This window comes from Bradyrhizobium sp. CB3481 (assembly GCF_029714305.1).
Classification (GTDB): Bacteria; Pseudomonadota; Alphaproteobacteria; order Rhizobiales; family Xanthobacteraceae; genus Bradyrhizobium.
This window is the reverse complement of sequence record NZ_CP121647.1, coordinates 1820146-1844302: the sequence shown is the minus strand read 5'-3', so window position 1 is coordinate 1844302 and position 24157 is coordinate 1820146. Positions and strand designations below refer to the sequence as shown.

At 60.6% G+C, this 24157-nt stretch carries 21 protein-coding genes; 3 read left to right on the top strand and 18 right to left on the bottom strand.

All coding sequences use genetic code 11. The features are described 5' to 3' along the window. Positions 1-65: 65 nt before the first annotated feature. From QA643_RS08875 to QA643_RS08825, 11 genes are all read right to left on the bottom strand, one after another. Complete coding sequence (locus QA643_RS08875) at positions 66-1331, bottom strand: CoA transferase (protein ID WP_283032810.1); 1266 nt, start codon at positions 1329-1331, stop codon at positions 66-68. Between the two features lies 1 nt (position 1332). Next, positions 1333-2130 carry an enoyl-CoA hydratase/isomerase family protein gene (locus QA643_RS08870; protein ID WP_283032809.1) on the bottom strand — a complete coding sequence of 266 codons (798 nt, stop codon included), beginning with the start codon at positions 2128-2130 and terminating at the stop codon, positions 1333-1335. A gap of 154 nt (positions 2131-2284) precedes the next feature. Continuing rightward, on the bottom strand, positions 2285-2935 hold the full coding sequence (locus tag QA643_RS08865) for a flavin reductase family protein (protein WP_283032808.1): 651 nt from the start codon (positions 2933-2935) through the stop codon (positions 2285-2287). A gap of 63 nt (positions 2936-2998) precedes the next feature. Further along, entirely contained in the window at positions 2999-3160 is a 162-nt protein-coding gene (locus QA643_RS08860) for a hypothetical protein (RefSeq protein WP_283032807.1), read from the bottom strand. A gap of 44 nt (positions 3161-3204) precedes the next feature. After that, on the bottom strand, positions 3205-4038 hold the full coding sequence (locus QA643_RS08855) for an enoyl-CoA hydratase-related protein (RefSeq protein WP_283032806.1): 834 nt from the start codon (positions 4036-4038) through the stop codon (positions 3205-3207). 15 nt (positions 4039-4053) lie between these two features. Continuing rightward, a complete protein-coding gene (locus tag QA643_RS08850; protein WP_283032805.1) occupies positions 4054-5058 on the bottom strand; it encodes a nitronate monooxygenase family protein in 1005 nt (334 codons plus the stop codon). A 49-nt stretch (positions 5059-5107) separates the two neighbouring features. Continuing rightward, positions 5108-6295, bottom strand: coding sequence for an acetyl-CoA C-acyltransferase (locus tag QA643_RS08845; protein WP_283032804.1), 1188 nt, complete (start codon positions 6293-6295; stop codon positions 5108-5110). 53 nt (positions 6296-6348) lie between these two features. Beyond that, positions 6349-7479 carry an acyl-CoA dehydrogenase family protein gene (locus tag QA643_RS08840; RefSeq protein ID WP_283032803.1) on the bottom strand — a complete coding sequence of 377 codons (1131 nt, stop codon included), beginning with the start codon at positions 7477-7479 and terminating at the stop codon, positions 6349-6351. 21 nt (positions 7480-7500) lie between these two features. Beyond that, positions 7501-8682: an acyl-CoA dehydrogenase family protein gene (locus QA643_RS08835; RefSeq protein ID WP_283032802.1), complete on the bottom strand. Its 1182-nt coding sequence runs from the start codon at positions 8680-8682 to the stop codon at positions 7501-7503. 14 nt (positions 8683-8696) lie between these two features. Then, complete coding sequence (locus QA643_RS08830; RefSeq protein WP_283032801.1) at positions 8697-9434, bottom strand: SDR family oxidoreductase; 738 nt, start codon at positions 9432-9434, stop codon at positions 8697-8699. 14 nt (positions 9435-9448) lie between these two features. Beyond that, complete coding sequence (locus tag QA643_RS08825) at positions 9449-11038, bottom strand: class I adenylate-forming enzyme family protein (RefSeq protein WP_283032800.1); 1590 nt, start codon at positions 11036-11038, stop codon at positions 9449-9451. A 222-nt stretch (positions 11039-11260) separates the two neighbouring features. On the opposite strand from QA643_RS08825, the gene QA643_RS08820 reads away from it, so the two are divergent. Further along, positions 11261-12004, top strand: a complete 744-nt coding sequence (locus QA643_RS08820) for an SDR family NAD(P)-dependent oxidoreductase (RefSeq protein WP_283032799.1) — start codon at positions 11261-11263, stop codon at positions 12002-12004. Further along, positions 12004-12681, top strand: coding sequence for a glutathione S-transferase family protein (locus QA643_RS08815; RefSeq protein WP_283032798.1), 678 nt, complete (start codon positions 12004-12006; stop codon positions 12679-12681). The genes QA643_RS08820 and QA643_RS08815 overlap by 1 nt, the downstream gene beginning before the upstream one ends. 31 nt (positions 12682-12712) lie before the next feature. Here the strand turns inward: QA643_RS08815 and QA643_RS08810 are convergent, their stop codons facing one another. Together QA643_RS08810 and QA643_RS08805 are read right to left on the bottom strand one after the other, a co-directional pair. After that, on the bottom strand, positions 12713-13912 hold the full coding sequence (locus tag QA643_RS08810) for a CaiB/BaiF CoA-transferase family protein (RefSeq protein ID WP_283032797.1): 1200 nt from the start codon (positions 13910-13912) through the stop codon (positions 12713-12715). 67 nt (positions 13913-13979) lie between these two features. Then, positions 13980-14612, bottom strand: coding sequence for a 2-hydroxychromene-2-carboxylate isomerase (locus QA643_RS08805; protein WP_283032796.1), 633 nt, complete (start codon positions 14610-14612; stop codon positions 13980-13982). A 239-nt stretch (positions 14613-14851) separates the two neighbouring features. Here QA643_RS08805 and QA643_RS08800 point away from each other — a divergent pair, with 239 nt between their 5' ends. Beyond that, on the top strand, positions 14852-15367 hold the full coding sequence (locus QA643_RS08800; protein WP_283032795.1) for a helix-turn-helix domain-containing protein: 516 nt from the start codon (positions 14852-14854) through the stop codon (positions 15365-15367). Positions 15368-15491: 124 nt separating this feature from the next. Here QA643_RS08800 and QA643_RS08795 read toward each other — a convergent pair whose 3' ends face one another. From QA643_RS08795 to QA643_RS08775, 5 genes are all read right to left on the bottom strand, one after another. Beyond that, positions 15492-17294: an AMP-binding protein gene (locus QA643_RS08795; protein WP_283032794.1), complete on the bottom strand. Its 1803-nt coding sequence runs from the start codon at positions 17292-17294 to the stop codon at positions 15492-15494. Between the two features lie 166 nt (positions 17295-17460). Beyond that, entirely contained in the window at positions 17461-18630 is a 1170-nt protein-coding gene (locus tag QA643_RS08790; RefSeq protein WP_283034747.1) for an ABC transporter substrate-binding protein, read from the bottom strand. A 494-nt stretch (positions 18631-19124) separates the two neighbouring features. Then, a complete protein-coding gene (locus QA643_RS08785; protein WP_283032793.1) occupies positions 19125-19634 on the bottom strand; it encodes a TetR family transcriptional regulator in 510 nt (169 codons plus the stop codon). Positions 19635-19754: 120 nt separating this feature from the next. Beyond that, positions 19755-22865: an efflux RND transporter permease subunit gene (locus QA643_RS08780; protein ID WP_283032792.1), complete on the bottom strand. Its 3111-nt coding sequence runs from the start codon at positions 22863-22865 to the stop codon at positions 19755-19757. After that, positions 22865-23971, bottom strand: coding sequence for an efflux RND transporter periplasmic adaptor subunit (locus QA643_RS08775; RefSeq protein ID WP_283032791.1), 1107 nt, complete (start codon positions 23969-23971; stop codon positions 22865-22867). The genes QA643_RS08780 and QA643_RS08775 overlap by 1 nt, the downstream gene beginning before the upstream one ends. Between the last annotated feature and the right edge of the window lie 186 nt (positions 23972-24157).

Sequence of the window (24157 nt, the reverse complement as noted above, 5' to 3'; positions counted from 1 at the left end):
CGAACTCAGCTCATACCATATTGAGCGGAATTCGCGTATGTCCAGAGCCCTTCCGCGCTTCATTATCAGGCGGCCTGACCCGGCTCGGCCTGCGCTTTGGCTGCGATCTCAGGCTCCAGCGCGCGGCGATGCGTGACGAGTACGCCTGCTTCGCTCAGGCGCTTCAGCTCCGCCTCGCTGACGCCGAGCTCGCTGAAGACCGCGAAATTATGCTCGCCCTGAAAAGCAGGCGTGCCAATTGGCGTCAACTCTTCGGCCGAGAATCGCCACGGCCGGCCCGGCAGTCGATACTCGCCGCCGCTGCGGTCGGAAACGTGTTGCACGGCACCCCAGTAATCGCTCCACTCCGACGCCGTTAGCTCCTTGATCGACCGGATCTCACCCATGGCGATCTTGGCCTCGTCGAACTGGGCATCGAGGGTCGCCATATCCGGAAACGTCAGGATCCAGGACTGGATGATCTGGTGCAGCACGCCGAAATTCAGCCGGCGCGCGGCGGCAGTGGAGAACCGCGGATCGTCTATCAGATCGACGCGGCGCATGGCGCGCAGCCACGACGGAAAGGTCCGGCTTCCGACGATGCTGGTCGCGACGGTGAAGTGCTCGCCTTGCGGCCCTGTGAAGAACGAGCAGTCTGTGGCCCCGAGCACTGCGGGCTCTGCCCCGATGTCGTCATCCGACAGGTCGACATGCGCGCGTTCGTTAACCGCGAGCAGCGTTGCCGCCATCGCGACATCGATATACTGGCCCTGTCCGGTCTTCTGCCGGCTGTTGAGCGCCGCAAGAATCGCGATCACCGCCTGGAGTCCAGCATAGACGTCGGCATGTGACAGGCTGTCGGTACGCGGCTCGGTCAGCGCGCTGCCGTAGTGACGAACGCTGTTTTCGGTGAAGCCGGCCTCGGCCTGCACGGTTGGCGCATAGGCCATCCGGCTCCGCCACGGACCACCCTGGCCGTAGCCGGTAATCGAGGCGTAGATCAGGCGCGGATTGCGTTTGGACAGAGTCTCGTAATCGAGGCCGAAGAAACCCAGCGTGCCGGCACGGAAGTTTTCGACCACGATATCGGCGGTGTCGCAGAGTCTCAGCGCCAGCTCATAGGCGCCCGGGATATTGAGATTGATACTGACATTGCGCTTGCCGGCGTTCTGCTGGGCGTAATAGCCCGACATCCCGTCGGTCGAAGGAAACGCGAAGCGCGAGACATCGGGACTTGGCGGTTCGATCTTGATGACCTCGGCTCCGAGGTCCTGCAACGTTCGAGCGCACAGCGGACCAGCCAGCACGCGGGAGAAGTCGACGACACGGATTCCATTCAAGGGGCCACTCATGTCAGCGCCCCGCGAACTTGGCGAGGCCGGGTCCGTTCTTGCGGAACGACGCAAGGCCGGTCTTGAGATCTTCCGATGCCCAGATCGGCGCCTGTACTCTTGCCATCGCCTCGTCCGCAGCTACCACGCCTTGATTGACGGCGATATGCGCGAGCTCCTTGGTCGCGGCATGCGCCACCGTGGGGCCTTGCGCAAACTCCTCCGCGATGGCCATGGTCGCCGTCTCCAACGACTCTTCCGGAACCGTGAGATTGATCAATCCCCACTTCTCCAGCGTCGGCGCATCGTAGCGCCGCGCCAGCATCGACATCTCCTTTGCGCGCTGCGCGCCGATCCGCTGCACCTGGCGCTGGATTCCGCCCAGCAAAGGATGTAGCCCAAGCGTCGCTTCGACAGAGCCGATCTTCGCCGAAGATGCCGCGATGATGTAATCGCACGACAGCGCAAGCTCCAGACCGCCGCCCAGGCAAACGCCGTGAACGCTGGCGATTAACGGAATTGGTAGCAGTTCCATGAAGCGCAGGAATTCGACGCCGTTCAGCCGCCGATTTTCACCGACCTGATCTCCGCTGCCTGCCTCGACCCGCTTCTCGAAGATATCCAGATCTGCACCGGCGGAGAAATGCCGCAGTCCGCTACGGATGACGATGGCGCGGCTGCCTGCCCTTTGCGCTGCCTCCACGTGCTCCACGATCGCGTTGAGGAGCTTGGGGCCGAGCAGGTTGTACGGCCGGTAAACCATCGTCAAAACGGAGATATTGCCGCGCTGCTCGCGCGTTACCAATGCATCCTCGGACAAAGCTGCCTCCTATTGCCGGCGGCTCTCGCGACCGCGATTATTCTAACCGTAATCGCAACGCTACATCATGACTTGCATTTTGCAAGCTATAATTTTGTCCTGCATCAAATGCCGAACGAAAACAGCATGCCTGCGCTCGTGCCCTGCGATCTCCCTAGGAGCCATGGAAAGCAGGATGACTGCTGCCGGGCGGTCGATCCATTTCGAACATTCGGTCCTCGGTTACCTCGACGTAGTCCCCGCCCCGTCCAGCACGAAGGATCGGATTGGCAAGCGCGGTCTGATAAACGCCGTCTTTGATGAGGGTTTTGTCGATGTAAACCGCGACGACCTCGCCGAGAACAAGCCATCCCTGGACCGTCTCGCCCTTCCAGTTCTTGAACTGGACGACCTCGGTCACTTTGCATTCCATCGCCGCCCGGCATTCGCGCACGCGCGGGACGCTGACATGGCGGCTAGGCGCGGCCGTCAATCCTGCGCTCTCGAATTCACTTACACCGTGTGCCAGCGGGGCCGCCGTCTTGTTCATCTGTTCGCCCAATTCCCTGGTCACGAGGTTCCAGACGAACTCACGCGTTTCCAACACGTTCTGGACGCTGTCTTTCCAGGAAATGGATGCAAATCCCAGGATCGGCGGGTCATAATTGAACGCATTGAAGAAGCTGTAAGGCGCAAGGTTGAGTTGCCCCTTCGCGTTTCGGGAGGAAATCCAGCCGATGGGACGCGGCGCAATGATCGCGTTGAACGGGTTATGAAGTCCATGCCCCTTGGATGGCTCGTAGAAGTGTATGTTTTCGGTATCCACGCTGAAACGCCTCCCAGATGACTTGATCCTCAACCAACAGTGATGTTCGTGTTGAACATTCGCCTAGCCGCACTCCGCGCCTGCGCTCGTGGCCTGATCGCGCACGGCCTGCCGACCCGCCTCCAGAAGAGCGTCAGACAGCCGCTTGTCGCCGGCCGCGCGCGCGAGCACGATCGAACCGACCATGGTTGCAATTGCGCCGGCAGCGGCCTGCCGCGCATCCATTGACGATCTCTTCGGGATCAAACGGGCCTCCAGATTAACGCACGCTAGTGCCCGACGAATACCGGTTTGCGCTTGTCGACGAAGGCGCGCACCGCTTCCTTGTGATCCGTCGTCCGCGCGGAGCGGACCATGTAAGCCGCTTCCTGGTCCATCGAATCCAGAAGGTCCGTGGTCAAGGCATGGTCAAGGTTGTCCTTGATGCCCGCGAAAGCCTGCAAGGGGCCTGCGGCCAAGGACCTTGCAAGTGCAAATGCAACTTCGCGAAGCTCGGCGTCGGCCACCACGCGGTTGACAAGTCCCAGGGCTTCGCAGCGGCGTGCGTCGATCCGCTCCGACAGGAACATCAACTCGCGTGCACGGGACGTTCCCACCAGCCGCGTCAGCAGCCAGGCGATGCCGTAATCCCCCGTCAAGGCGATGCGGGCATATCCCGTGGTCATCACCGCCGATTCAGCGGCGATTCGCATGTCGCAGGCGAGCGCGAGCGCAAGCCCGGCGCCCGCCGCGGGCCCGGGAAGCGCCGCGATCGTCGGCTTTCGCAATGCCGCCAACGCACCCGTGAGAGTACGCTGTTTGATGCGTAAGTCGGCGATCCGCTCATCGATCGGTGTTTCAGCGTTCGCAGAATTGCTCCCCATTCCCTTGACATCGCCGCCGGCGCAAAAGGCCTTGCCGGCACCGGTGATAAGCAGTGCGCCGACGTTGGCCTCGTCGCCGCACTGCCGGATCATGCGTCGGAGCGCAGGAGTCAGTCGATCGGACAAGGCGTTGCGCGCCTCAGGCCGGTTCAGCGTGATGAGCGCGACGCGATCCCGGATTTCACAGAGCAACTCCCCTGTGCCGGTGTCGACCTCGATCCGATCTTCTGCCACGTGCATGTTCCCGTCGTGCCTTCACGCAACCTTCAGGGCTTGCTTGCTGTCGGCGTCCAGGAATCCCGTAAGCCTTTCCCTGATCAGCCGCTCGGCATCCGTCATGATGCGGTCGATCAGCTCCTTCACCGTCGGAATGTCGTGAATGAGTCCAACGACCATGCCGCAGCTCCAGGCGCCCGCATCCATATCGCCGTCGATCATCACCTTGGGATAGACGCCTGCCACCTGGTCGTGGATGTCGTCGATCTTCAGGCCCTTGCCTTTCTCGCGTTCAATCTCGAGCAGGTGCTCGACGCCCTTGTTGTTCAAGACCCGCTCGGTATTCCTGAGCGCCCGCATGACCAGGCGCGTGTCGAGTTCCGACGCCTTGACCAGCGAATTCTTGACGTTCTCGTGCACCGGCGCTTCCTTGGTGGCGATGAAGCGGGTGCCCATGTTCATGCCAGAAGCCCCCATTGCCAGTGCCGCAACCAGGCTGCGGGCGTCCGCCATGCCGCCGGAAGCAACGAACGGTATTTTGAGTTCTTCGGCTGCACGCGGCAACAGGATCATGTTGGGCATATCATCCTCGCCGGGATGACCGCCGCACTCAAACCCGTCGACGCTGACGGCATCGCAGCCGATTTGCTCAGCCTTCAGCGAATGCCGGACGGACGTGCATTTGTGGATCACCTTGATACCGGCTGCCTTGAGGGCCGGCATATACTGTTCGGGGCTGCGCCCGGCGGTTTCGACGATCTTGACGCCGCCCTCCCTGATGGCGGCGATATATTCAGGATACGGGGGCGCCGTGAAGGTCGGCAGAAAAGTCAGGTTCACGCCGAACGGCTTGTCCGTCATATCGCGGCAGCGCGCGATCTCCTTGGCCAATAGCTCCGGCGTCCGCTGCGTCAGGCCCGTAATCACGCCGAGCCCCCCGGCATTCGACACCGCGGCCGCGAGTTCGGCGAATCCCACGTAGTGCATTCCGCCCTGGATGATCGGATGTTCGATGCCAAACATCTCGGTTATTGCTGTCTTCACACGTACCTCCAAGAGTACAAAATGTACGGCCCAATGGCCCCGGTCTTCGTCAGTGGATGATTTCGAGAAGGCCCGCGGCGCCCATGCCGCCGCCAACACACATGGTTACAACAGCATACTTCGCTTTGCGCCGGCGTCCCTCGATCAGGGCATGGCCGGTCAGCCGCGCCCCGGTCATGCCGTAGGGATGGCCGACCGCAATCGAGCCCCCGTTGACATTGAGCTTTTCGGGATCGATCCCCAGCTTGTCGCGGCAATGGATGACTTGCACCGCGAATGCCTCGTTCAATTCCCACAGGTCGATGTCGTCGATCTTTAGTCCATGTCGCTTGAGTAATCGGGGCACGGCATAGACCGGACCAACGCCCATCTCGTCAGGTTCACAACCAGCCGAGACAAAGCCGCGGAAGATACCAAGTGGCTTCAGCCCCTTTTGCGCCGCGAGCTTATCGCTCATGATGACAGCGGCGCTGGCGCCATCCGAAAGCTGACTGGCATTGCCCCCGGTAACCGTGAACCCTGGCCCCTTGGCAGGCTTCACTCCCGCGAGCCCTTCTGCCGTGGTGTCCGGACGCGGCCCTTCATCCGACGAGAGCGTCACTTGCTGGTACGAGACGGCGCCAGTCGCCTTGTCTGTGACCGCCATCGTGGTCTTGATCGGTGCGAGTTCGTCGTTGAACCGTCCGGCCTGCTGCGCAGCCGCCGTCCGGCGCTGGCTCTCCAGGCTGTACTCATCCTGGCGTTCGCGCGAGATGCCGTAGCGTTTCGCCACGACCTCGGCGGTATCCAGCATGGCAATATAGGCGTCCCCTTTCATCGCAAGCAGTTCGGGATCGACGGCATGAAAGCTGTTGAACTGGTTATTCTGAACCAGGCTGATGGATTCGCCGCCGCCGCCGATGGCGACTTCCACGCCATCGAAAATCACCGAACGTGCGGCCAGCGCAATCGCCTGGAGGCCGGACGCGCATTGGCGGTCGATGGTGGTTCCGGCCACGCTCACCGGAAGTCCGGCACGCAGCAGCGCCTTTCGCGCGATGTTCGTGCCGGTGGTACCCTGTTGCATGGCGCAACCCATCACGACATCTTCGACCTCGGAGCCGTCCACGTTAGCGCGCGACAGTGCAGCGGAAATGGCATGACCCAGCAGTGTCGCGCCCTCGGTATTGTTGAGGGCGCCCTTGTAAGCCTTGCCAATGGGAGTACGGGCGGTCGAGACGATCACGGCTTCAGTCATTGTCTACCTCTGAGCGGGTGCAGGAGTCGATATTTGCTGCGATGGAAGGGAATTCAGTTCTGCTGCGCGTACCGCATCAGATGATAGGCGGGATCGCCGAACTGGACGTTGATGGAGCTTATTCGCTTGAAGTAGTGGCCGACGTTCAACTCGTCGCTCATGCCCATGCCGCCGTGCAACTGCACGGCCTGCTCCGCGACGAAACGGGCGGCATAGCCCACCTTCGTCTTGGCGCCGGACGCAAGTTTCGATCCGTTAGGTTCCTTCGATGCCAGGCTTAGATTGAGATGCTGCGTGAGCGAAATGGATTCCTCGAGCGCGATGAACATGTCGACCATGCGGTGCTGCAGCACCTGAAACGTCCCCAGTGCAACGCCGAACTGCTTCCGCGTCTTGCTGTATTCAAGGGTCGCAGAGTTTAGCTCCGTCATGGCGCCGACCGCTTCGGCGCAAAGGGCTGCGATGGCGCGATCGCGGACCGCCTCCAGGGTCGCGACGCCCTCGCCTTCATTGCCCAGCATCTGGGCGGCAGGCACCTCGACGTTCATCAGCGTGAGTTCAGCGGCGCGCCGGCCGTCCATGGTCTTGAAGCTCTGCAGGTGCAGATTGGTTGCATGGCGATCTACGACAAACAGACTTACGCCGTCCCGATCGCGTGGGCTGCCCGAAGTGCGCGCCGAAACGATCAGCTTGTCGGCCCATGGCGCTCCCACCACCGCAGCTTTGGTTCCACTGAGAATAAAATGGTCTCCTTGGCGGCGTGCAGTGGTGGTGACGTTGTTGAAGTCATAACGTGACCGTCCTTCCGCCCAGGCCAGCGCCCATATCGCCTCGCCCTCCATGATCTTCGGCAGGAACGCCTGGCGCTGCCCGAGCGAGCCGACGTCCTCGATCAGGCCACCGGCAAGGACAACCGTCTCAAAATACGGCTCGACGACAAGCTTGCGACCGAACTCCTGCATCACGATCATTGTTACGAGCGAGCCGCCGCCAAGCCCGCCGGAGCTCTCCTGGAAAGGTGCGGCACAGAGCCCGAGTTCGGCGAACGATTTCCAATGCCTGCGGCTCCAGCCTTCATCGGTGGCAACGATCTTGCGGCGCTCGTCGAAATCATATTGCTCGCGCAGGAAGCGTTGAATGCTGGACCGGAGCAATTCCTGTTCTTCCGTCAACTGAATATCCATCGGATACCTCGTGCGATGCGGTCAGAGGCCCAAAACCGCTTTCGCGATGATGTTGCGCTGAATCTCATTCGATCCCCCGTAAATGCTGAGCTTTCGGGAGTTCAGATATTTTTCGCTCACCGTATGCCCATAGTCGGGTCCCGGCATGAAGCGATTGGCGCTTACCGGGTGCTCACGGATGGCCAGACCATAATTTCCGATCGCCTGGTGCGTCAGATCGGTGATACGCTGGAATATCTCCGTGCCCCTGATCTTGAACAACGATGCGGCCGGTCCCGGGTCGATGCCGCGTGACATCTGCGCGACGATGCGCAGTTCGGTCGCCTCCAGCGCGAGCACATCGAGCTCGACGCGCGCGATTTCCCTGATGAACTCCCCGAACGCCGGATCGTCCTCGCCGACCTCGGACTTCACGATATGCTTGAGACGCTCCAAATAGCGCGTCGACCGGCCGATGCCGGCCATGCTGGTGCGCTCGTTGCCAAGCAGAAATTTGGCGTATGTCCAGCCCTTGTTCTCCTCACCGATCAAATTATCCACGGGGACGCGGACGTCCTCAAGAAAGACGTCGTTGACCTCGTGCGAGCCGTCGATGGTGATGATCGGTCGCACCGTAACGCCGGGCGACTTCATATCAATCAAGAGGAAAGAGATGCCGGCCTGGGGCTTTGCTGCTGGGTCTGTCCGCACTAGGCAAAATATCCAGTCAGCATGCTGAGCCAGTGTTGTCCAGGTCTTGTGGCCGTTCACGATGTAGTGGTCGCCGTCGCGCACCGCCTTGGTGCGAACCGAAGCAAGGTCTGAGCCGGAGCCCGGCTCAGAATAACCCTGGCACCACCAATCCTCTCCCGAGAGAATCCGGGGCAGAAACTTCTTCTTCTGCGCCTCGTTGCCGAACGTGTAGATGACCGGGCCTACCATGGTGACGCTGAATGCCAGCGGCGGCAGCGTCCCGGCGCGCGACGTCTCCTGTTCGAAAATGAAGCGCTGCGTGACAGACCAGCCCGGGCCGCCATACTCCTTGGGCCAGAGCGGAGCAATCCACCCCTTCTTGTAGAGGATCCGGTGCCAGAGCAGCGACTGCTCCTTTGTCAGATCAGTTTCGGGATTTGGCACGCGCATTTCCTGCGGATAATTCTCCGCAATAAAAGCGCGCACCTCGTCACGAAATGCAGCGTCCTCGCTGGAAAGATTGAGCTCCATCGTGCGAGGCTCCGCTACCATTTCTCGCCGAACGGACGGATCTCCAGCTCGAAGGTCCAGGCGCTTTTGGGCTGCTGATAGAGCAGCCAATAGGATTCGGCGACCGAGGACGGCGGCATCAATGCATCGGGATTATCAAGCGCGGTCGGGCCGAGCGCTTCGATCCGCCGCTGACGCACCCATTCGGTGTCGACGCCGGAATCGATGATGAGATGCGCCACGTGGATGTTCTTGGGCCCCAACTCGCGGGCGGTCGCCTGTGCGACAGCTCGCAGACCGAACTTTGCACTGGCAAAGGCCGCATAGCCGCTTCCGCCCCGCAAGCTTGCCGTTGCCCCGGTGAAGAAGATATTGCCTTTGCCCCGGGGCAACATCAATCGCGCCGCCTCCCGGCCGGCAAGAAAGCCCGAGTAGCAAGCCATTTCCCAGACCTTGCGAAACACGCGCTCGGTGGTTTCCAGAATGGGAAAGTTGACATTGGCGCCGATGTTGAAGATGCACACCTCGAGCGGCGCATGCTTATCTGCATCGCCAAGGAACGAGATGATCTCCTCCTCCTTGCGTGCGTCGAGCGAGCGCGCATGAATTTCGCCGCCGGCCTCTTCGATCTCCTTGACGAGCGGTTCGAGCTTGGCGCCGTTGCGGCGCCCGGCAAATACTGTAAACCCCTCTGAGGCGAACTTCTTCGCGATCTCGCCGCCGATATAGTCACCGGCGCCGATCACGGCCACGGTTGCGTTTCTCTTTTGCAAAGGTCTTCTCCCGGTCACGTCAAGTGAGTTCGTCGGTGGAGTTTCGCCGCCTGCTTGGCGGCAGTTCGATCGGCTCGCAGACAGCCGGCAAGCTCGTGCTCGCGGATCTTGCCGGTTGAGCTTCCCGGCAAGACGTCGACAACAATGATCTTCGGCGGCCGAATATAGGAGGTAAGCCGAGGTTTGATGGCTTCCATCAGATCGATCGGCTTGATGCGCGATCCTGGCAACGGCCGCACGAAAGCGACAAGTTCTCCGTTGCCGGTGAGAGCCTGGCCGACGACGGACGAATGCACATGTTTGTGCGCATTGAGGATCGCCTCAATGCCGGCAGAGATCGCGCCTATCATCTCCTTGCTACGGCCGACGATGTGGAGGCAATCGCCCTCGAAGCGCGCGAGATCGCCCGTGTTGAACCAGCGCTCGGTATCCATCACCCTCGCCGTCAGGTCTGGCGCACGATAGTAGCCGCGCATCACGCTGCGTCCGCGCACGTGAAGCTCGCCGACCTCTCCTCTTGACAGCGGTATGCCATCGAGCGTTCTGACCCGTGCTGCAACTCCCGGCAGCAGCGCACCCACCGCATCATCGAACCGCGGCGCGTCGAAGCGCACGGCAGATATCCCTGATGAGCATTCGGTGGTCCCATAGCCGTTCAGCAGAGGTAAACCAAACTCCCGCTCTACGCCCCTTTTCAGATTGAGATCGAGGGAGGAACCAGAAACGGCGATCAAACGCAATGCGCCGCGGGCAACCTGCTTCAGACCTGCGATATTCTTGTATTCGAGCAGACCTTGGTAAGTCGCCGACGCGCCATCGAGCATCGTAATGCCTTCATCGACCAGCGCCTTGGCAAGCATGGCAGGATCGGATCGGCTGGCCAGGCGCACGGTGCCGCCGACCATCAGGGTCATGATCAGGAGCGAGAGGCCGACGATATGCGAGATCGGCAACACCAGGTAGACCTTATCATCATGATCCATGTTGCGGAAATGCGCGGCCGCCTTGGCGCTGATCAACAGGTTATCGTGCGAGAGCATCACGCCCTTGGACGTTCCCGTCGTTCCCGCAGTGTAGATCAAAGCCGCGACTTGCTTTGACGCACCAATTTCCACCGGTTCGACGGTCGCATGTTCGTCGAGCGGCCCAACGCCGATCCCTGGCAGAGGCCCCAACTGCCGGTTCTTTGCTCCCAGGCGCGAGGCATGGGCAGCAGCCTCTTTCGAGACACTCGACGTAAAGAACATTCGACGAGCGCCGCTATGATCGCGAATCCGGTCCAGTTCGCGTGCCGATAATCCTGGGTTGGCGACGATCGCCCAGGCGTCAAGTCGGCTCGCTGCCAGCAGCAAGGCCACCAGCGGAATGCAGTTTTCGCTGACAATAATCATGCGATCACCCGCTCGCAGCCCGAGCGAGGAGAGAGCGGTGGCAATATCGGTAGCTCGCCTATCCAGCTCGCCATAGCTCCAGGCGGCGCCCTCTTCGATCAAGGCGACTCGGCCTGGGGCATGGGCGGCACGGTGAGCCACGACGTCGTGGATGCGGCGGGGCAGCCCTGCAGCAATCTCGCCGATATCGACCGCCCTTGACGGACCCGCCACCACCAACCTCCCGATCAAAAAACGTCGCCTTTGCCGTCGCGAACTCGAGCCAAAGTTAACGTTCTTTTTTAGAACTCGTCAATTGCTATTTCGCGCATCCACGGACAATGACAGAAGAGGCAGTAATGTTGCCACTTTCCCTAGGACTGTAGAAAGTTCGTTTACAATTCAGCCAATCGGCGGTAGCTATAAGTACCAAATTAGAACTTAAAGGAAACGAAAATGGTGGGCACTCGCGGTGTAGCGATACTGGTGGGCGCAGGGGACGCGATCGGCGCGGCGGTCGCGCGGCGTTTTGCCAAGGGCGGATACACGGTTTGTATCTGCCGGCGTGACGCGGCCAAATCCCAAAGGCTGGTCGATGAGCTCAGCGCCGCGGGCCATGCTGTTCACGCTTTCAGCGTTGACGCGCGTCAGGAAGCCGAGATTCAAAAGCTTTTCTCCGACATCGAACGCAACATTGGCCCGATCGAGGTCTGCCTTTTCAACGCGGGATCGAATGTCAGCAAGCCCTTGGTGGACACCACGGAGAAGCTATTCTTCAAGGCGTGGGAACTGGCCTGTTACGCCGGATTCCTCGTCGGGCGCGAGGCCGCGCGCGTCATGGTTCCGCGCGGACGCGGCACCATTCTCTTTACGGGCGCAACTGCCAGCGTCCGGGGCGGCCAAGGCTTTGCGGCATTTTCTTCGGCGAAATTCGGACTTCGCGCAGTCGCCCAAGCCATGGCGCGCGAACTGGGGCCGAAGAACATTCACGTGGTCCATCTCATCATCGACGCCGGCGTGGATAGCGAAGCCATCCATCAGCGCATGAAGGCGGCAAAGGGAATCGAGGCAAGCGAGATCCCACCGGACAGCTTGACGAAGACGTCCTCCATCGCCGAGGCGTACTGGTTCGCCCATCAGCAGAGCCGAGACGGCTGGACTCATGAACTCGATCTTCGTCCGTCCGTGGAGAAATGGTGATGAGCGGAGCACCCGATCTTACCCTCTGGGGCGTTGGAACAAGCCGGACCATTCGTGCGCACTGGGCGATGCATGAACTCGGCCTGACCTACAAGATCAGGCCGATCGGGCCGCGAACAGGCGAGACCAAGACGGCCGAATACACCAAGCTCAATCCCCGCCAGAAGATTCCCCTATTGCAGGACGGCGACTTCTGCATCGGTGAAAGCGCCGCGATTGTCGCCTATCTGTCGCGGACCTACTCAACGCCAGATCGCTCGCTGATCCCCGAGACGCAGCGCGAATTCGCCGCGTGGCTGGAATGGTGCTTCTTTATCGTGGCCGAACTCGATTCTACGAGCCTTTACGTCATGCGCCGCCATCGTGCAGACGCCTTAGGACATATCTATGGAGTAGCACCCGAAGTCGTCGCCCAGGCGGGCGAATACTTCCGGCAGCAACTCCGACACGTCGAGGTCGCGCTGGCAGACGGCCGGCAGTTCCTGATGGGTGACCGCTTCACCAGTGCCGACATCCTGCTTACGACGTGCCTGGATTGGGCCATCGCGTACGGAGTTGGAATTTGCGACAACGCGCGCCCCTACCTTGAACGCATCCAAAGCCGCGAGGCCTATCGGCGAGCCGTCGCAGCGAACGTTCCGCTTGCACCGATCACGCAGACGACGGCCGGAGTCTGAGAGCCACTCGCCGCTCCGAGATGCTTGGGGCTCAGACGGCCACGCGCACGCTGCGCTCGGCAACCATCCTGTCGATCGCGCTGTCGTCGTACCCCAGTTCGCGTAAGACATCACGCGAGTGCTCGCCGACCCGGGGAGCCGGTCCACCGATTGCGGCCTCATTGACTTCGAAGCGAGCCGCCGGCTTTGGCTGCCGCACCCGCCCAACTTTCGGCTGATCGAATTCCACGATGATCTCGCGTGCGACCACCTGCTCGTTGTGAATGATTTCGCTGCGGCGCAGGATCGGCGCGCAAGGCACGTCGGCGGCGTCGAGGCGCTCCAGCCATTCGGCCGTGGTGTGCTGCCCGATATACTCCGCCATCTTGTTGATGCGCGCGGTGGCATTGACCGAGCGCACCGAGGGGGTCGCAAACCGCGGATCCTTCGCAAGTTCGGGATCGCCGGTGGCCCGGCAAAACCCCTGCCATTCGGAATCCGAGATGGTGCCAGCGGTGATGTAGCCATCGCTGGTCTTGAACACGAGATCCGGCCGGTCGTTGGGATCGGTGGCGGCCGCCTCGGCTCCCACCACCGTGTACTGCATCATGCCTTCCGGCCACAAATAGGAGATCATCGCATCCAGCATCGCAACCTGGATATGATCGCCCTGCCCGGTCTTCTCGCGGGCATAGAGCGCCGCCGCCACCGCTTGGGCGGTGAACACCGCGGTGGTCTTGTCGCATACGATCGTCCGGATCATCTGCGGACGGTTGGTGACCGGCTGCGACTGGACATCGGCGAAGCCTGACAAGCCCTGAATGATCGGGTCGTAGACGCGCTTCTTCACGTATGGGCCGGTATCGCCGACGCCGCTGATCGAGACATAGATCAGACGCGGATTACGGCGGCGCAACTCCTCCACGCCAAGACCGAGGCGCTCCATGGTACCGGGCCGGAAGTTCTGTACCAGCACGTCGGACTGCGCGACCAGCTTGCCGAGAACCTCGCGTCCGGCCGCGCTCTTGACGTCGATCGACAGCGAACGCTTGCCGCGATTCGACGAAATGAATAGCGCCGAGAACTCGCCATCCTTGTCGATGGTGGCACGGCTGCGGCGGGTAATATCGCCGCCGATCGGTTCGATCTTCAGCACGTCGGCGCCCTGATCCGCCAGAAACATCGTCGCGAACGGGCCCGAGACAACGCCGGTCAAATCGAGGACACGAACACCATTGAGCGGACCAGGCATGGCACTCCCCTGTATTTTGTTATTCTGAACCCGAGCCGAACTTCGATTATCGGTCAAGCGCTCAATTCTACGCCGTCTTGGGAACAGCCTGACGCGTCTGCTCGACGATCGACTCCTCGACGTCGCGGAGCTGGTCCTTGCCGAAGAACATTTCCTTTCCGACGAAGAAGGTCGGTGAGCCGAATGCTCCCCGGCTGACCGCGTCGTTGGTCAGATCGATCAGCCTCTTCTTGACGTCATCCTGTTGGGCGCGGGCAATCAACCTGTCGATATCGACGCCTGACGAAATAAACGCGTTCCGGAAGATTTCGGGATCATCCATTTTCTTCGGCTCCTCCCACATATGATGGTAGGCGGCACGGAAATAGGGCTCGAATACGCCTTCGAACTGGGCGGCGACAGCGCCCCGCATCAGCACCAGCGTGTTGACCGGAAAGAACGGATTTTGCCGGAATTTCGTTGCGTTATGGCGGCGAATGAAGCGCTGGGTCTCCAGCGCCTGGTATTCCGGCTTGTTCTTGATGCCGCGAAGTGAATCGAACGGCGACATGTTGCCCGTCGCCTTATAGATGCCGCCGAGCAGAACCGGGACATACTCGAATTTCACGCCGGTGCGCCGCTCCATTCCCGGAATGGCAAGTTCCGCCAAATAAGCGTTAGGACTGCCGAAATCGAACTGGAATTCTACCTTCAGGGGCATGTCGACTCCTCCCGGAGAGCGCGTTGTTGGTCAGGTTCGACGATCAGCAGGGTGAACCCAAGTTTGCCACCTTCTTTTACAGTTCTAAAATCGAACTGTCAAATCATGCTGGATTTTCCTGATTTGACGCGAACGCAAGGGGATTGTTTGGAGTTTAGTACCTAACTAGAATGGTAGCGGAACCAAAAAGCCCCCTTGACGATTCGAGCAGAACGAGCGCGGAAGACCGGAGAGCAGGAATGAGATGGGATCAACTGGAAGAAGAACCATGTTCGATGGCCCGCACCATCGGCGTGATCGGCGACCGCTGGACCCTTTTGATCCTGCGGGAGTGCTTCCTGCGAACCCGCCGCTTCGAAGGATTTCAGTCCGCACTTGGGATCACGCGGCATTTGCTCGCGGAGCGACTGAAGAAACTGGTCCGGCTCGGTGTCCTGCGCCGCATTCCCTATCAGGAGTCGCCCAAGCGGCATGAATACATCCTCACTCAGAAGGGACTCGATCTCTATCCGATCATGATGGCGATTGTGCATTGGGGCGACACGCACATGGTCGACGAACGCGGGCGACCCTTGCTGCACCAGCACCGCAAATGCGGAAAGAACTTCGATCCGGTGATGGTGTGTTCCGAATGCGGCGAGCCGCTTTCGGCCAAGGAGGTTCATACGCATCCCGGCCCCGGTGCCCGAAGCACGCCAGCGGCAAAGGTGCCCGCTAGTCCGAAGGCCAAGGCGCGCCGCAAAGCAGCCGCTTGAGGTCGCGCGCAGCCGGGATATGACGTCGCAAGCCTCGCTCTGGCAATTTGCAGCTGGGGATTATCCGCACGCGCCATCTGGCGGGCCCGACATGCGGGAAGGTCGCGAACGGCTGAACTCGCCTTTAGACGCGTATCACATCTTGACTTGCTTCGTTGCAGTAGAGGCGCTCGACCTGTTCGGCACGATGCTTCAGCACAGCACGTTGATTGACGTAGGCCTTGTCGGTGATTTCCCCTGCTGCCATTGACGCCGGCTCCCTCAACAAGGAGAACGAGCAGATTCTTTCGCTGCTTCCAACGGCTTCATTGTATTCCCGAAAACGTTCCTTCAAAAATTCGACCACATCGGCGTCGCAGGTCAGATCTGAGCCTGGACTCTTCGAAATCCGCGCAGCCTCGGTCGGATTCAACCAGCAGAGCAGCGCACACGATTCACGATTTTCCCCGGCAATTACAACATCCAGCAACATGCCGCGCGTGGCCGCCAGGATCGCTGCGCGCATATTCCCGATCGAGACCCACGTACCGTTCGCGAGTTTGAAGTTTTCGGAAATCCTGCCCGTGAAACGCAGCCCAAGCTCCGGCTTCTCGGGATCCAGAAACGAAACAGTGTCGCCGATGCGATAAAAGCCTTCCTCGTCGAAGGCCTTTTCCGTCAAATCCGGCCTTCCAAGATAGCCTGGGGTAACGTTGGGTCCCTTGACCCTTGCCTCGTAAGTATCTGAAACCGGGATCAGCTTCAGTTGCAGGCCCGGCGCGGGAAGACCGATCTCTCCCGGCTGGTCGGTTGCCCAATGCGTCGTACTGATCGTTGGCGCCGTTTCGGTGGTGCCATAGCCCGACATGACGGGGATTCGCCGGCCGGTAATTGAGGACGTCAATCGATAGAGCTTTTCGAGCGTGCCTTGCGAAATTGCAGCGCCGGCATAGCTCATTCTGTCCATTCGCTTGAACACGCTGGCGCCTAGCTCGGGGTCCTTCTCGATCGCATCACACAAGAGGTTATAGCCGGCAGGCACGTTGAACATGGCGGTCGGGGAAATCTCCCTGAGGTTGGCGACCGTCTTGTGGAAGAGCTGGGGCAGCGGCCGACCGTCGTCGATGTAGAGCGTTCCGCCATTCTTGAGAATGCTGTGAAGGATCACGTTGCTGCCCATTGTGTGGTGCCATGGCAGCCACTCGACCTGGATCGGCGTATCCGGAGGCGACACCAGCAGGCCACCCATCTGAAGGGAGCTCGCCATCATGCGGTGGGTGTTGAGCACGCCCTTCGGAAAACCGGTCGAACCGGACGTGAACAATATCTTTGCGACGGCGTCGCAAGACACCGCACTTGATGCGCGCTGGAATCCGTCACTCCCGTTCATGGCGGTCATTGCCTGGAAGGGGACCGTGTCCGGCGCGCCATCGACGCTGATCCAGGTCGCGGCTGCCAATTCGGCAATGGAGCGGCCGGCGGAATAGTCGCGACAGCTCTGAACAAAAACGAAATTCGGACGCAGTGCTTCCGCAACGTCCTTGAGGCGGGCCAGGCCGCCGGGCATCAGCGTGTAGTTTGGCGATATTGGCGCCAGGATTACCCCGATTGACATCGCTGCGAACGAGATTACCGCGTTCTCGATGGAGTTGCCCGAAAGCACTACCAGCTTGTCACCCGGCTTGGCACCCATATCGATCAGGCTTTGACCGACCGCCTGAACCTGCAACCAGGCCTCGCCATAGGTAATTTCGTCCCATCCTCCCTTCGCGTTACGCTGCGCAAGAAAGATTCTATCCGGAACGGAATTTGCCCAGATCGGAAGGAAGTCCGTGATGCGCCAATCGCATTCGCCCAACTGAATTGGCGAGCTCAATATGAGCGTGCCGTCGGTTCGACGCGCTATCCAAACATCTTTTGGCGCAAACGTCAGTGCCTTCGTCGACATCGGGATTGATCTCCTTCGTTTACGCGCGGAGCCGATCGCCTGCTGAACGCGCTTCGCCCGCTAATGGCCGTTGGCTCTGGTCCCACCGCCTGGGGCAATCGGGCTGTCGGCCAGAACGGTGGGCAGCTCGCATCGAACTGCCACACCCGTGGCTTGGCTGGTCAGATCACTCGGACCTCGCGTCCAGCACTTCCCCGAAGCCTTGCCAGCTCGTGCCGGTCCATCGCTGCAGGCGCATCTGCGTCCAGATCATGTTCTCGCTGTCGCTGGTGTTGACCTTGATGCCGGGCAGCGACGTTTCAAGGACGAAGTCCTTCAGGTTCTTGGCTTGCGCAAGAATATTCTTGCGGGATAGATCATTCCCGCATTGCTTCAGAATCTGCTCGAGCAAGATGCCTTGCTGATAGCCGGTGAGATAGCTGCCGTTGGTGATATCGGCGCCCGGCAAATATTTTTCAAAGAACACCCTGTAGGCCTGCATGCCAGGATCATCTTTCCATGCCGGATCCAGAATATCCTTGTAGGTCGTGCCCACGATTACGCCGACAGATTTGTCGAGACCGGCGGGCGCGAGCGTCCCTCCGACGGAGCCAGATGGGAAGTTAAGGATCACGGTCGCTTTCCAGCCGATCACCGAGGCTTGCCGGATGGCCTGCGCCGCGAACTTCGGTGTGCCGGCGATCACAAGAGCCTCCGCACCGGAGCTCTTGAGATTGACGACCTGTGAATCAACTGTCGGTTCGGTGACCTCATAGGAAGCGCTCACGACCTTGCGGTCGAAATCCTTGCCGAGAAAGGCCTTGAAGGCACTCAGGTAGTCTTTGCCGAGGTCGTCGTTCTGATAAAGGATGGCATACTTGGCGTTTGGCAGCGCCTTCGTCAGGTATTTGGCGTAGATCTTTCCTTCAGTGTCGTAACTGACGAGGCCTGTCGTCGTCAGCGGATAATTGGTGACATCCGTGAACTTGGACGATCCGGAAATGATCGCGATGCTGGGCACCCCTTTCGACCGCAGGTATTTTGCCGTCGCCGAGATGCCGGGAGTGCCGAGCTGGCCGAACATGAACGATACTTCGTCGCTCTCGACGAGTTTGCGGGCGTGCTCCACCGTTTTTGGCGGGCTGTACGCATCGTCATATGCGATGTAGTTGATCTTGCGTCCATTGATGCCGCCGCGGTCATTGACCGACTGGATATAGGCCATAAGTCCCTTACCCACGAGACCGATCGATGAGGCCGGTCCGCTGAAGGGAAACACGCCGCCGATCTTGATTTCGGCCGCTGTTACCCCCGGCGCATCTGCGGCAAACGCGGACGATCCCAGCGTCAATAGCATCAGCGCGAAAGCAGGTCTGAAATTGAAACATCTGAGCATTGCATCCTCCCTTCTGAATAGCTGAGGCGCATCCCCGGCGGGGGTCGCGATCCTGCAAACCGCGGCCATTGTTCGACCGTCTTTCCCGCAACGTACAGTTCTTTTTTTGAACTCGTCAAGCCAATTCGAGGATCTAATTCTCCCCGCAAGCCTTCGGGACGGGACATTGCTATGCTGCGAAATGGTGTCGCGCTGGGCTGGAATTTGCGAAACGGCGGGCATTTTTGGCTCTAAGTGGAGTTGACCTAGTTCGGACAATTAGACGTGGGGCGTCAGGATGCGGTGGCACGCTTCCTCCATTTCGCAAGGCACTGTCGATTCTGGTATAGAACTTTGCCGGGAACGCCGGCGTTGGAGAACGACTATTCAAGCAACGGCGCAGCCCGATGCCGGGTCGTTGCGATGTGCCTTGCTAAGTGGGTGGTTCGGAACCGCAGACCCGAATGCGTGCTGGCTTAGCCGGACCTGCCGAGCGCTTTCAGTATGAAGCGGATCTGGTTGTGCAGGTCCGCTTCGGTGTCCTCGCCATGTCGAATGCAGTGCTCGATCAGAGTCGGATGGAAGAATGGCGTGAAGGCCATTTTGACAGCTCGCGCGGCTTGCGCGGCATCTTCCACCTCGAACTCGCCCTCTTCGATGCCCTCGCGTATGACCGCCTCAAGGATCGCCACCATCCGTTCGACGTGCGCCTTGATGATCGTCCAGTTCTCATGCATGGCGACGACAATCAGGTCGTGCATGTGCCTTTCCTCGACCAGCGTCATCTTGTTGTGGCGGTGAACGGCGGTCAGGAGCCGGTCGAGTTTTTCCATGGCCGGCACGTTCACGCATGCGATCGCAGAGGCGATATCAGCAACCTCGTTCAAGGCCCGCCCGCAAATCGACTCATTGATTGCATCCCTGGAGGGGAAAAAGCGGTAGACATTCGCCGGACTCATACCGAGTTCAGAGGCAATGTCGGCCATTGACGTCTTGTGATAACCGACGTGGCGAAAGTGCCCCTCCGCCACCTCCAGGATGCGCGATCGCGCCTCATCGGGATCAATTCCCGTTCGGACTGGACGATTCATGGATAAAACAAGGCCCTACTCGGCAGCCATTGCCGTTCGCGGTTCCGACTGCTCTTTCGAATCCCCATGGATCTCATCTGCCGTCGGCTTGATCCGAAACCACGCGGCATAAAGCGTTGGAAGGAACAGCAGGATCAGCACCGTGCCGACCGCCGTGCCGCCGATCAGCGTATAGGCCATCGATCCCCAGAACACGGAATGCGTGAGGGGGATGAAGGCCAGCACGGCGGCAAGTGCGGTCAGGATCACGGGCCGCGTGCGTTGCACCGTAGCCTCGATGACGGCGTGATAGTCATCAAGACCGGCGGCAAGGTTCTCCTTGATTTGTTCGGTCAAGATTAGGGTGTTGCGCATCAGGATGCCCGCCAGTCCGATCAGGCCCAGAATCGCGTTGAACCCGAAGGGCTGGTTGAAGATGAGCAATGCTGGCACGACACCGACCAGGCCGAGCGGTCCCGTCAGTACGACCATGGCCATCGTCGAGAAGGATCGCACCTGCAGCATGATGACGATCAACATGGCGGCGATCATGGCGGGAAAGATCGTCGCCAACGCATCATTGGCCTTGGTTGCCTCCTCGATCGATCCGCCCAATTCGATACGGTAGCCGGCCGGAAGAGATGCGATCAGCGGCTGCAGGGCCGTATTAATTTCCTTGGAGACCTCCGGAGGTTGGGTCGCCTCGTTGATGTCAGAGCGAATCGTGACTACGGGTGTGCGATCGCGGCGCTTCAGGATCGGCTCTTCAAGCCCTATTTCCGAATGGCCGACCTGGTCGAGCGGAATCGAGCGGCCGTCCCGGCTCATCAGCGAGAAATCCGCCAGCCGCGCCGGATCCAGCCGCTCGCCGCCGGCGCTGCGTGCCACGATGGGGACATTGCGAATGTCCTCGCGAACTTGCGTCACCGCGATACCCGTAAGGAGGAACTGCAACTGTCGGCCCACCTCCGACGGCGAGAGGCCGATGAGGTTCAGTCGATCCTGATCCGGCACGAAGCGGAGCACGGGTGTGCGGTTGCCCCAATCGCGGCTCGCTTGCCGCGCATCGGAAACGCCACGCATGATATCGAGCGCTTTTTCAGAGATGGCGTACAACTGCGCAGGATCAGGTCCCATGACCCGAAACTCGACGGGGAAAGGCGTGTACGGTCCGAACACAAGCTGAGTGACGCGCACATTGGCCTCAGGCGCAAGCCCCTCTGACACTGCCTGTCGGAGCCGGTGCTTCAAAGCTTCGCGCGCCTCCGCGTCCGGTGTCAGCACGACGATCTTGGCGAAGGCCGGATCGGGCAGCTCCGGCGCCATCGCGAAGAAGAAGCGCGGCGCACCCTGACCGACATAGCTTGTGATGATCTTGGCCTCGGATTGATGGTGCAGCCAACCTTCGAGCTTCTCGACGGTAGAAGTCGTCGTCTCGATGCTAGTGCCCTCCGGCAGACGAACCTCCACCAGCACTTCCGGGCGGTCGGAGGTCGGGAAGAACTGCTGCTTGACGCCGCCCATGCCGACGACGGAAAGCGCGAAGGCGACAGCGACGATGCCGCTTGTTGCGAACTTGTGGCGCACGGCGAAGGTGATGAGCCCGCGCAGGCGCTGATAATTGGGCGTGCCGTAAATCGCGTGGTGACCGCCTTCGACCGGCTTGATCGCGGGCAGCATCTTGACGCCAAGATATGGCGTGAAGATCACTGCGACGATCCAGGAGACGATAAGGGCGAACCCTACGACCCAGAAGATGTTGCCGGCGTATTCGCCAGCCGTCGAGCGCGCGAAGCCGACCGGCAGGAACCCGGCGACGGTCACGAGCGTGCCCGACAACATTGGTGCCGCCGTGTGGCTCCACGCGTAGGCCGCCGCCTTGATGCGGTCCATGCCCTCTTCCATTTTCACCACCATCACCTCGATGGCGATGATGGCGTCGTCGACGAGGAGACCGAGCGCCAGGATGAGGGCGCCGAGCGTGATGCGGTCGAAGAACCGGCCGGTTTCCAGCATGATGAGGAACACGACGGCAAGTGTCAGAGGGACGGCGGCCGCCACGACGATGCCGACGCGCCAGCCGAGGCTGAGCAGGCTCACCAGCAGCACCACGCCCAGCGCCATCGCAAACTTCATCATGAATTCGTCGACCGCCGAGGTGATGTTGACGGCCTGGTCGCTGACCTTGGCCAGCGTCATCCCGAGTGGCAGCGTCCGTGCGATGGCTGCGGACCTTTCTTCCAGCGCCTTGCCGAGCGCGAGACCATTCCATCCCTCCTGCATAACCGCAGCGAGCATGATGGTGGGCTCACCCTGGTGTCGGATGATGTAGGTGGGAGGATCCTCGTAGCCGCGGCGGACCTCGGCAATGTCGGAAAGCTTCAGCGTTCGCCCGGCAGCGACGATCGGCGTGTCCGCGATCGCCTGGACGCTGTCATAAGCGCCATCGATCCGGATAAAGACCTGCGGCCCCTTGGTGTCGATCGAGCCTGCCGGCGTCACCGTGTTCTGCCGCTGCAAGGCGGCAACGATATCCTGTGCCGATACGCCAAGGGTCGTCAGTTTGGCATAGGAAAACTCGACGAAAATCTGTTCGGGGCGCTCGCCGAGGATATTGATCTTCTTGACGCCGGGCACATGCAGGAGGTCCTGACGGATGACCTCGGCTTGCCTGGCGAGTTCGCGCATCGGCATGCCCTTGGCCTTGAGGGCATAGAGCGCGAAGCTCACGTCGGAATATTCGTCGTTGACGAAGGGGCCGAGCACGCCAGATGGCAGCTTGCGCGCTTCATCTCCAAGCTTCTTGCGGGCCTGGTAGAACTCCTCCTGCACGCTGGATGGCGGTGTACTGTCCTTCAGCGTAACCGTCATGTACGCATAGCCTGGCCGCGTCGTCGTCTCCACCCGGTCGTACCAGGTCAGCTCCTGAATCCGCTTCTCCAGCGGCTCGGCGACCTGGTCCTGCATCTCGCGTGCCGTCGCGCCCGGCCAGACGGTGGTGACCGTCAAGGTCTTGATGGTGAAGGACGGGTCCTCAGCCCGCCCGAGCATGAAGAAGGCATAGGCGCCAGCGGCAGCCAACAGGATGATGAAGAACAGGGTGACAGCACGCTCGCGAACGGCGACCGCGGAAAGATTGAGGTTCATCAGTTGCTCCTGCTTTCAGAGGCAGTCCTGACGCGCGCGCCCTCGTGCAGGAGGTGAGCGCCGAGGGAAACAATCTGGTCACCGGAGTTCGATCCGGAAATAACGGCCGTTTCGCTGGTCACACGCAGAAGCTTGATAGGTTGAAAGCGGACCGACGAAGTGGTGTTGTCGAACACCCAAACGCCTGTCGTCCGGCCGTCATCGAGCACCGCTCCCAGCGGCACCTGGACTTCCGGCTGACTATCCTGGCTTGCAAGCCGAATGGTGACGGTCGCGCCAAGCGGTGCTGCCGCGGCCTCACCATCGAGCACGTAGCGGCCCTCGTAGGTGCGGGTCTGGGGATCGGCGGAATCCGACAACTGCCGGAGATGTGCGGTATAGCGGCGACCATCACTGCCATACAGGCTTGCATCGGCGAGCGAACCAATCGCCGGCCGAACCGTTTCGGGAAGCGCCACCACAGCTTCGCGAGGGCCGGACTGCGCCAGCCGAACGACCGCTTGGCCGGCGGAGACGACTTGTCCGGGTTCGCCAAGCGTTTGGGTGATCGTTCCGTCCGCATCTGCCACCAGGACGGAATAGGTCGCCTGGTTCTCGGCGACCCCCGCTTCGGCTTCCGCCGCGGCAAGCTGCGCTTTGGCGGTGTCCGATGCGGCCTTCGCCTGCTCGTAGCGCTGTTTGGAAGTCCATCCGTCGTTCACCAGGTTGGCGTAGCGCCGCTCATCGGCGTCGGTCTGAACGACAGCTGCACGCGCGGCGGCAACCGCGTTGCGCTTCGCTGCGACAGCCAGGCGGAGGTCGGTTTCATCGATCCGCATCAGCGGCTGCCCGGATTTGACCTGCTCACCGACGTTTACGAGCCGCTCAACGATCTTGCCGGCAACGCGAAAACCGAGATTGCTCTCCACCTTGGCGCCTATGGTGCCCGTGAAACCGCGTTCGGATCCGGTCACCCGTGCGGCCGTCACCAATCTGACCATCGGCGGTTCCTGCCTCGGGTCACGCGCAGCGGAGGCTCTGGGGGACATAGCGAGAGTAGCGAAAACGGCGGCTCCGGAGGCCACGATCAGGACGCCAGCCACGACCAAAAGTCTGCTCTTTCTCATCGCATGTCTCCGTGCGCTTTAGATTTCGTTCGAACTCTATAGTTCATTTAGATGTCGATCGCAATCTAAATTTGGACTCTGACGGAAACGTGATCACCAAAAGCCGGCCTTTCGGCCCTTTCCGGCAGCCAAATTCAGCCTTGGCTATTGATAGATTTCGTTCGAACTCTATCTTGGCTATAGAGT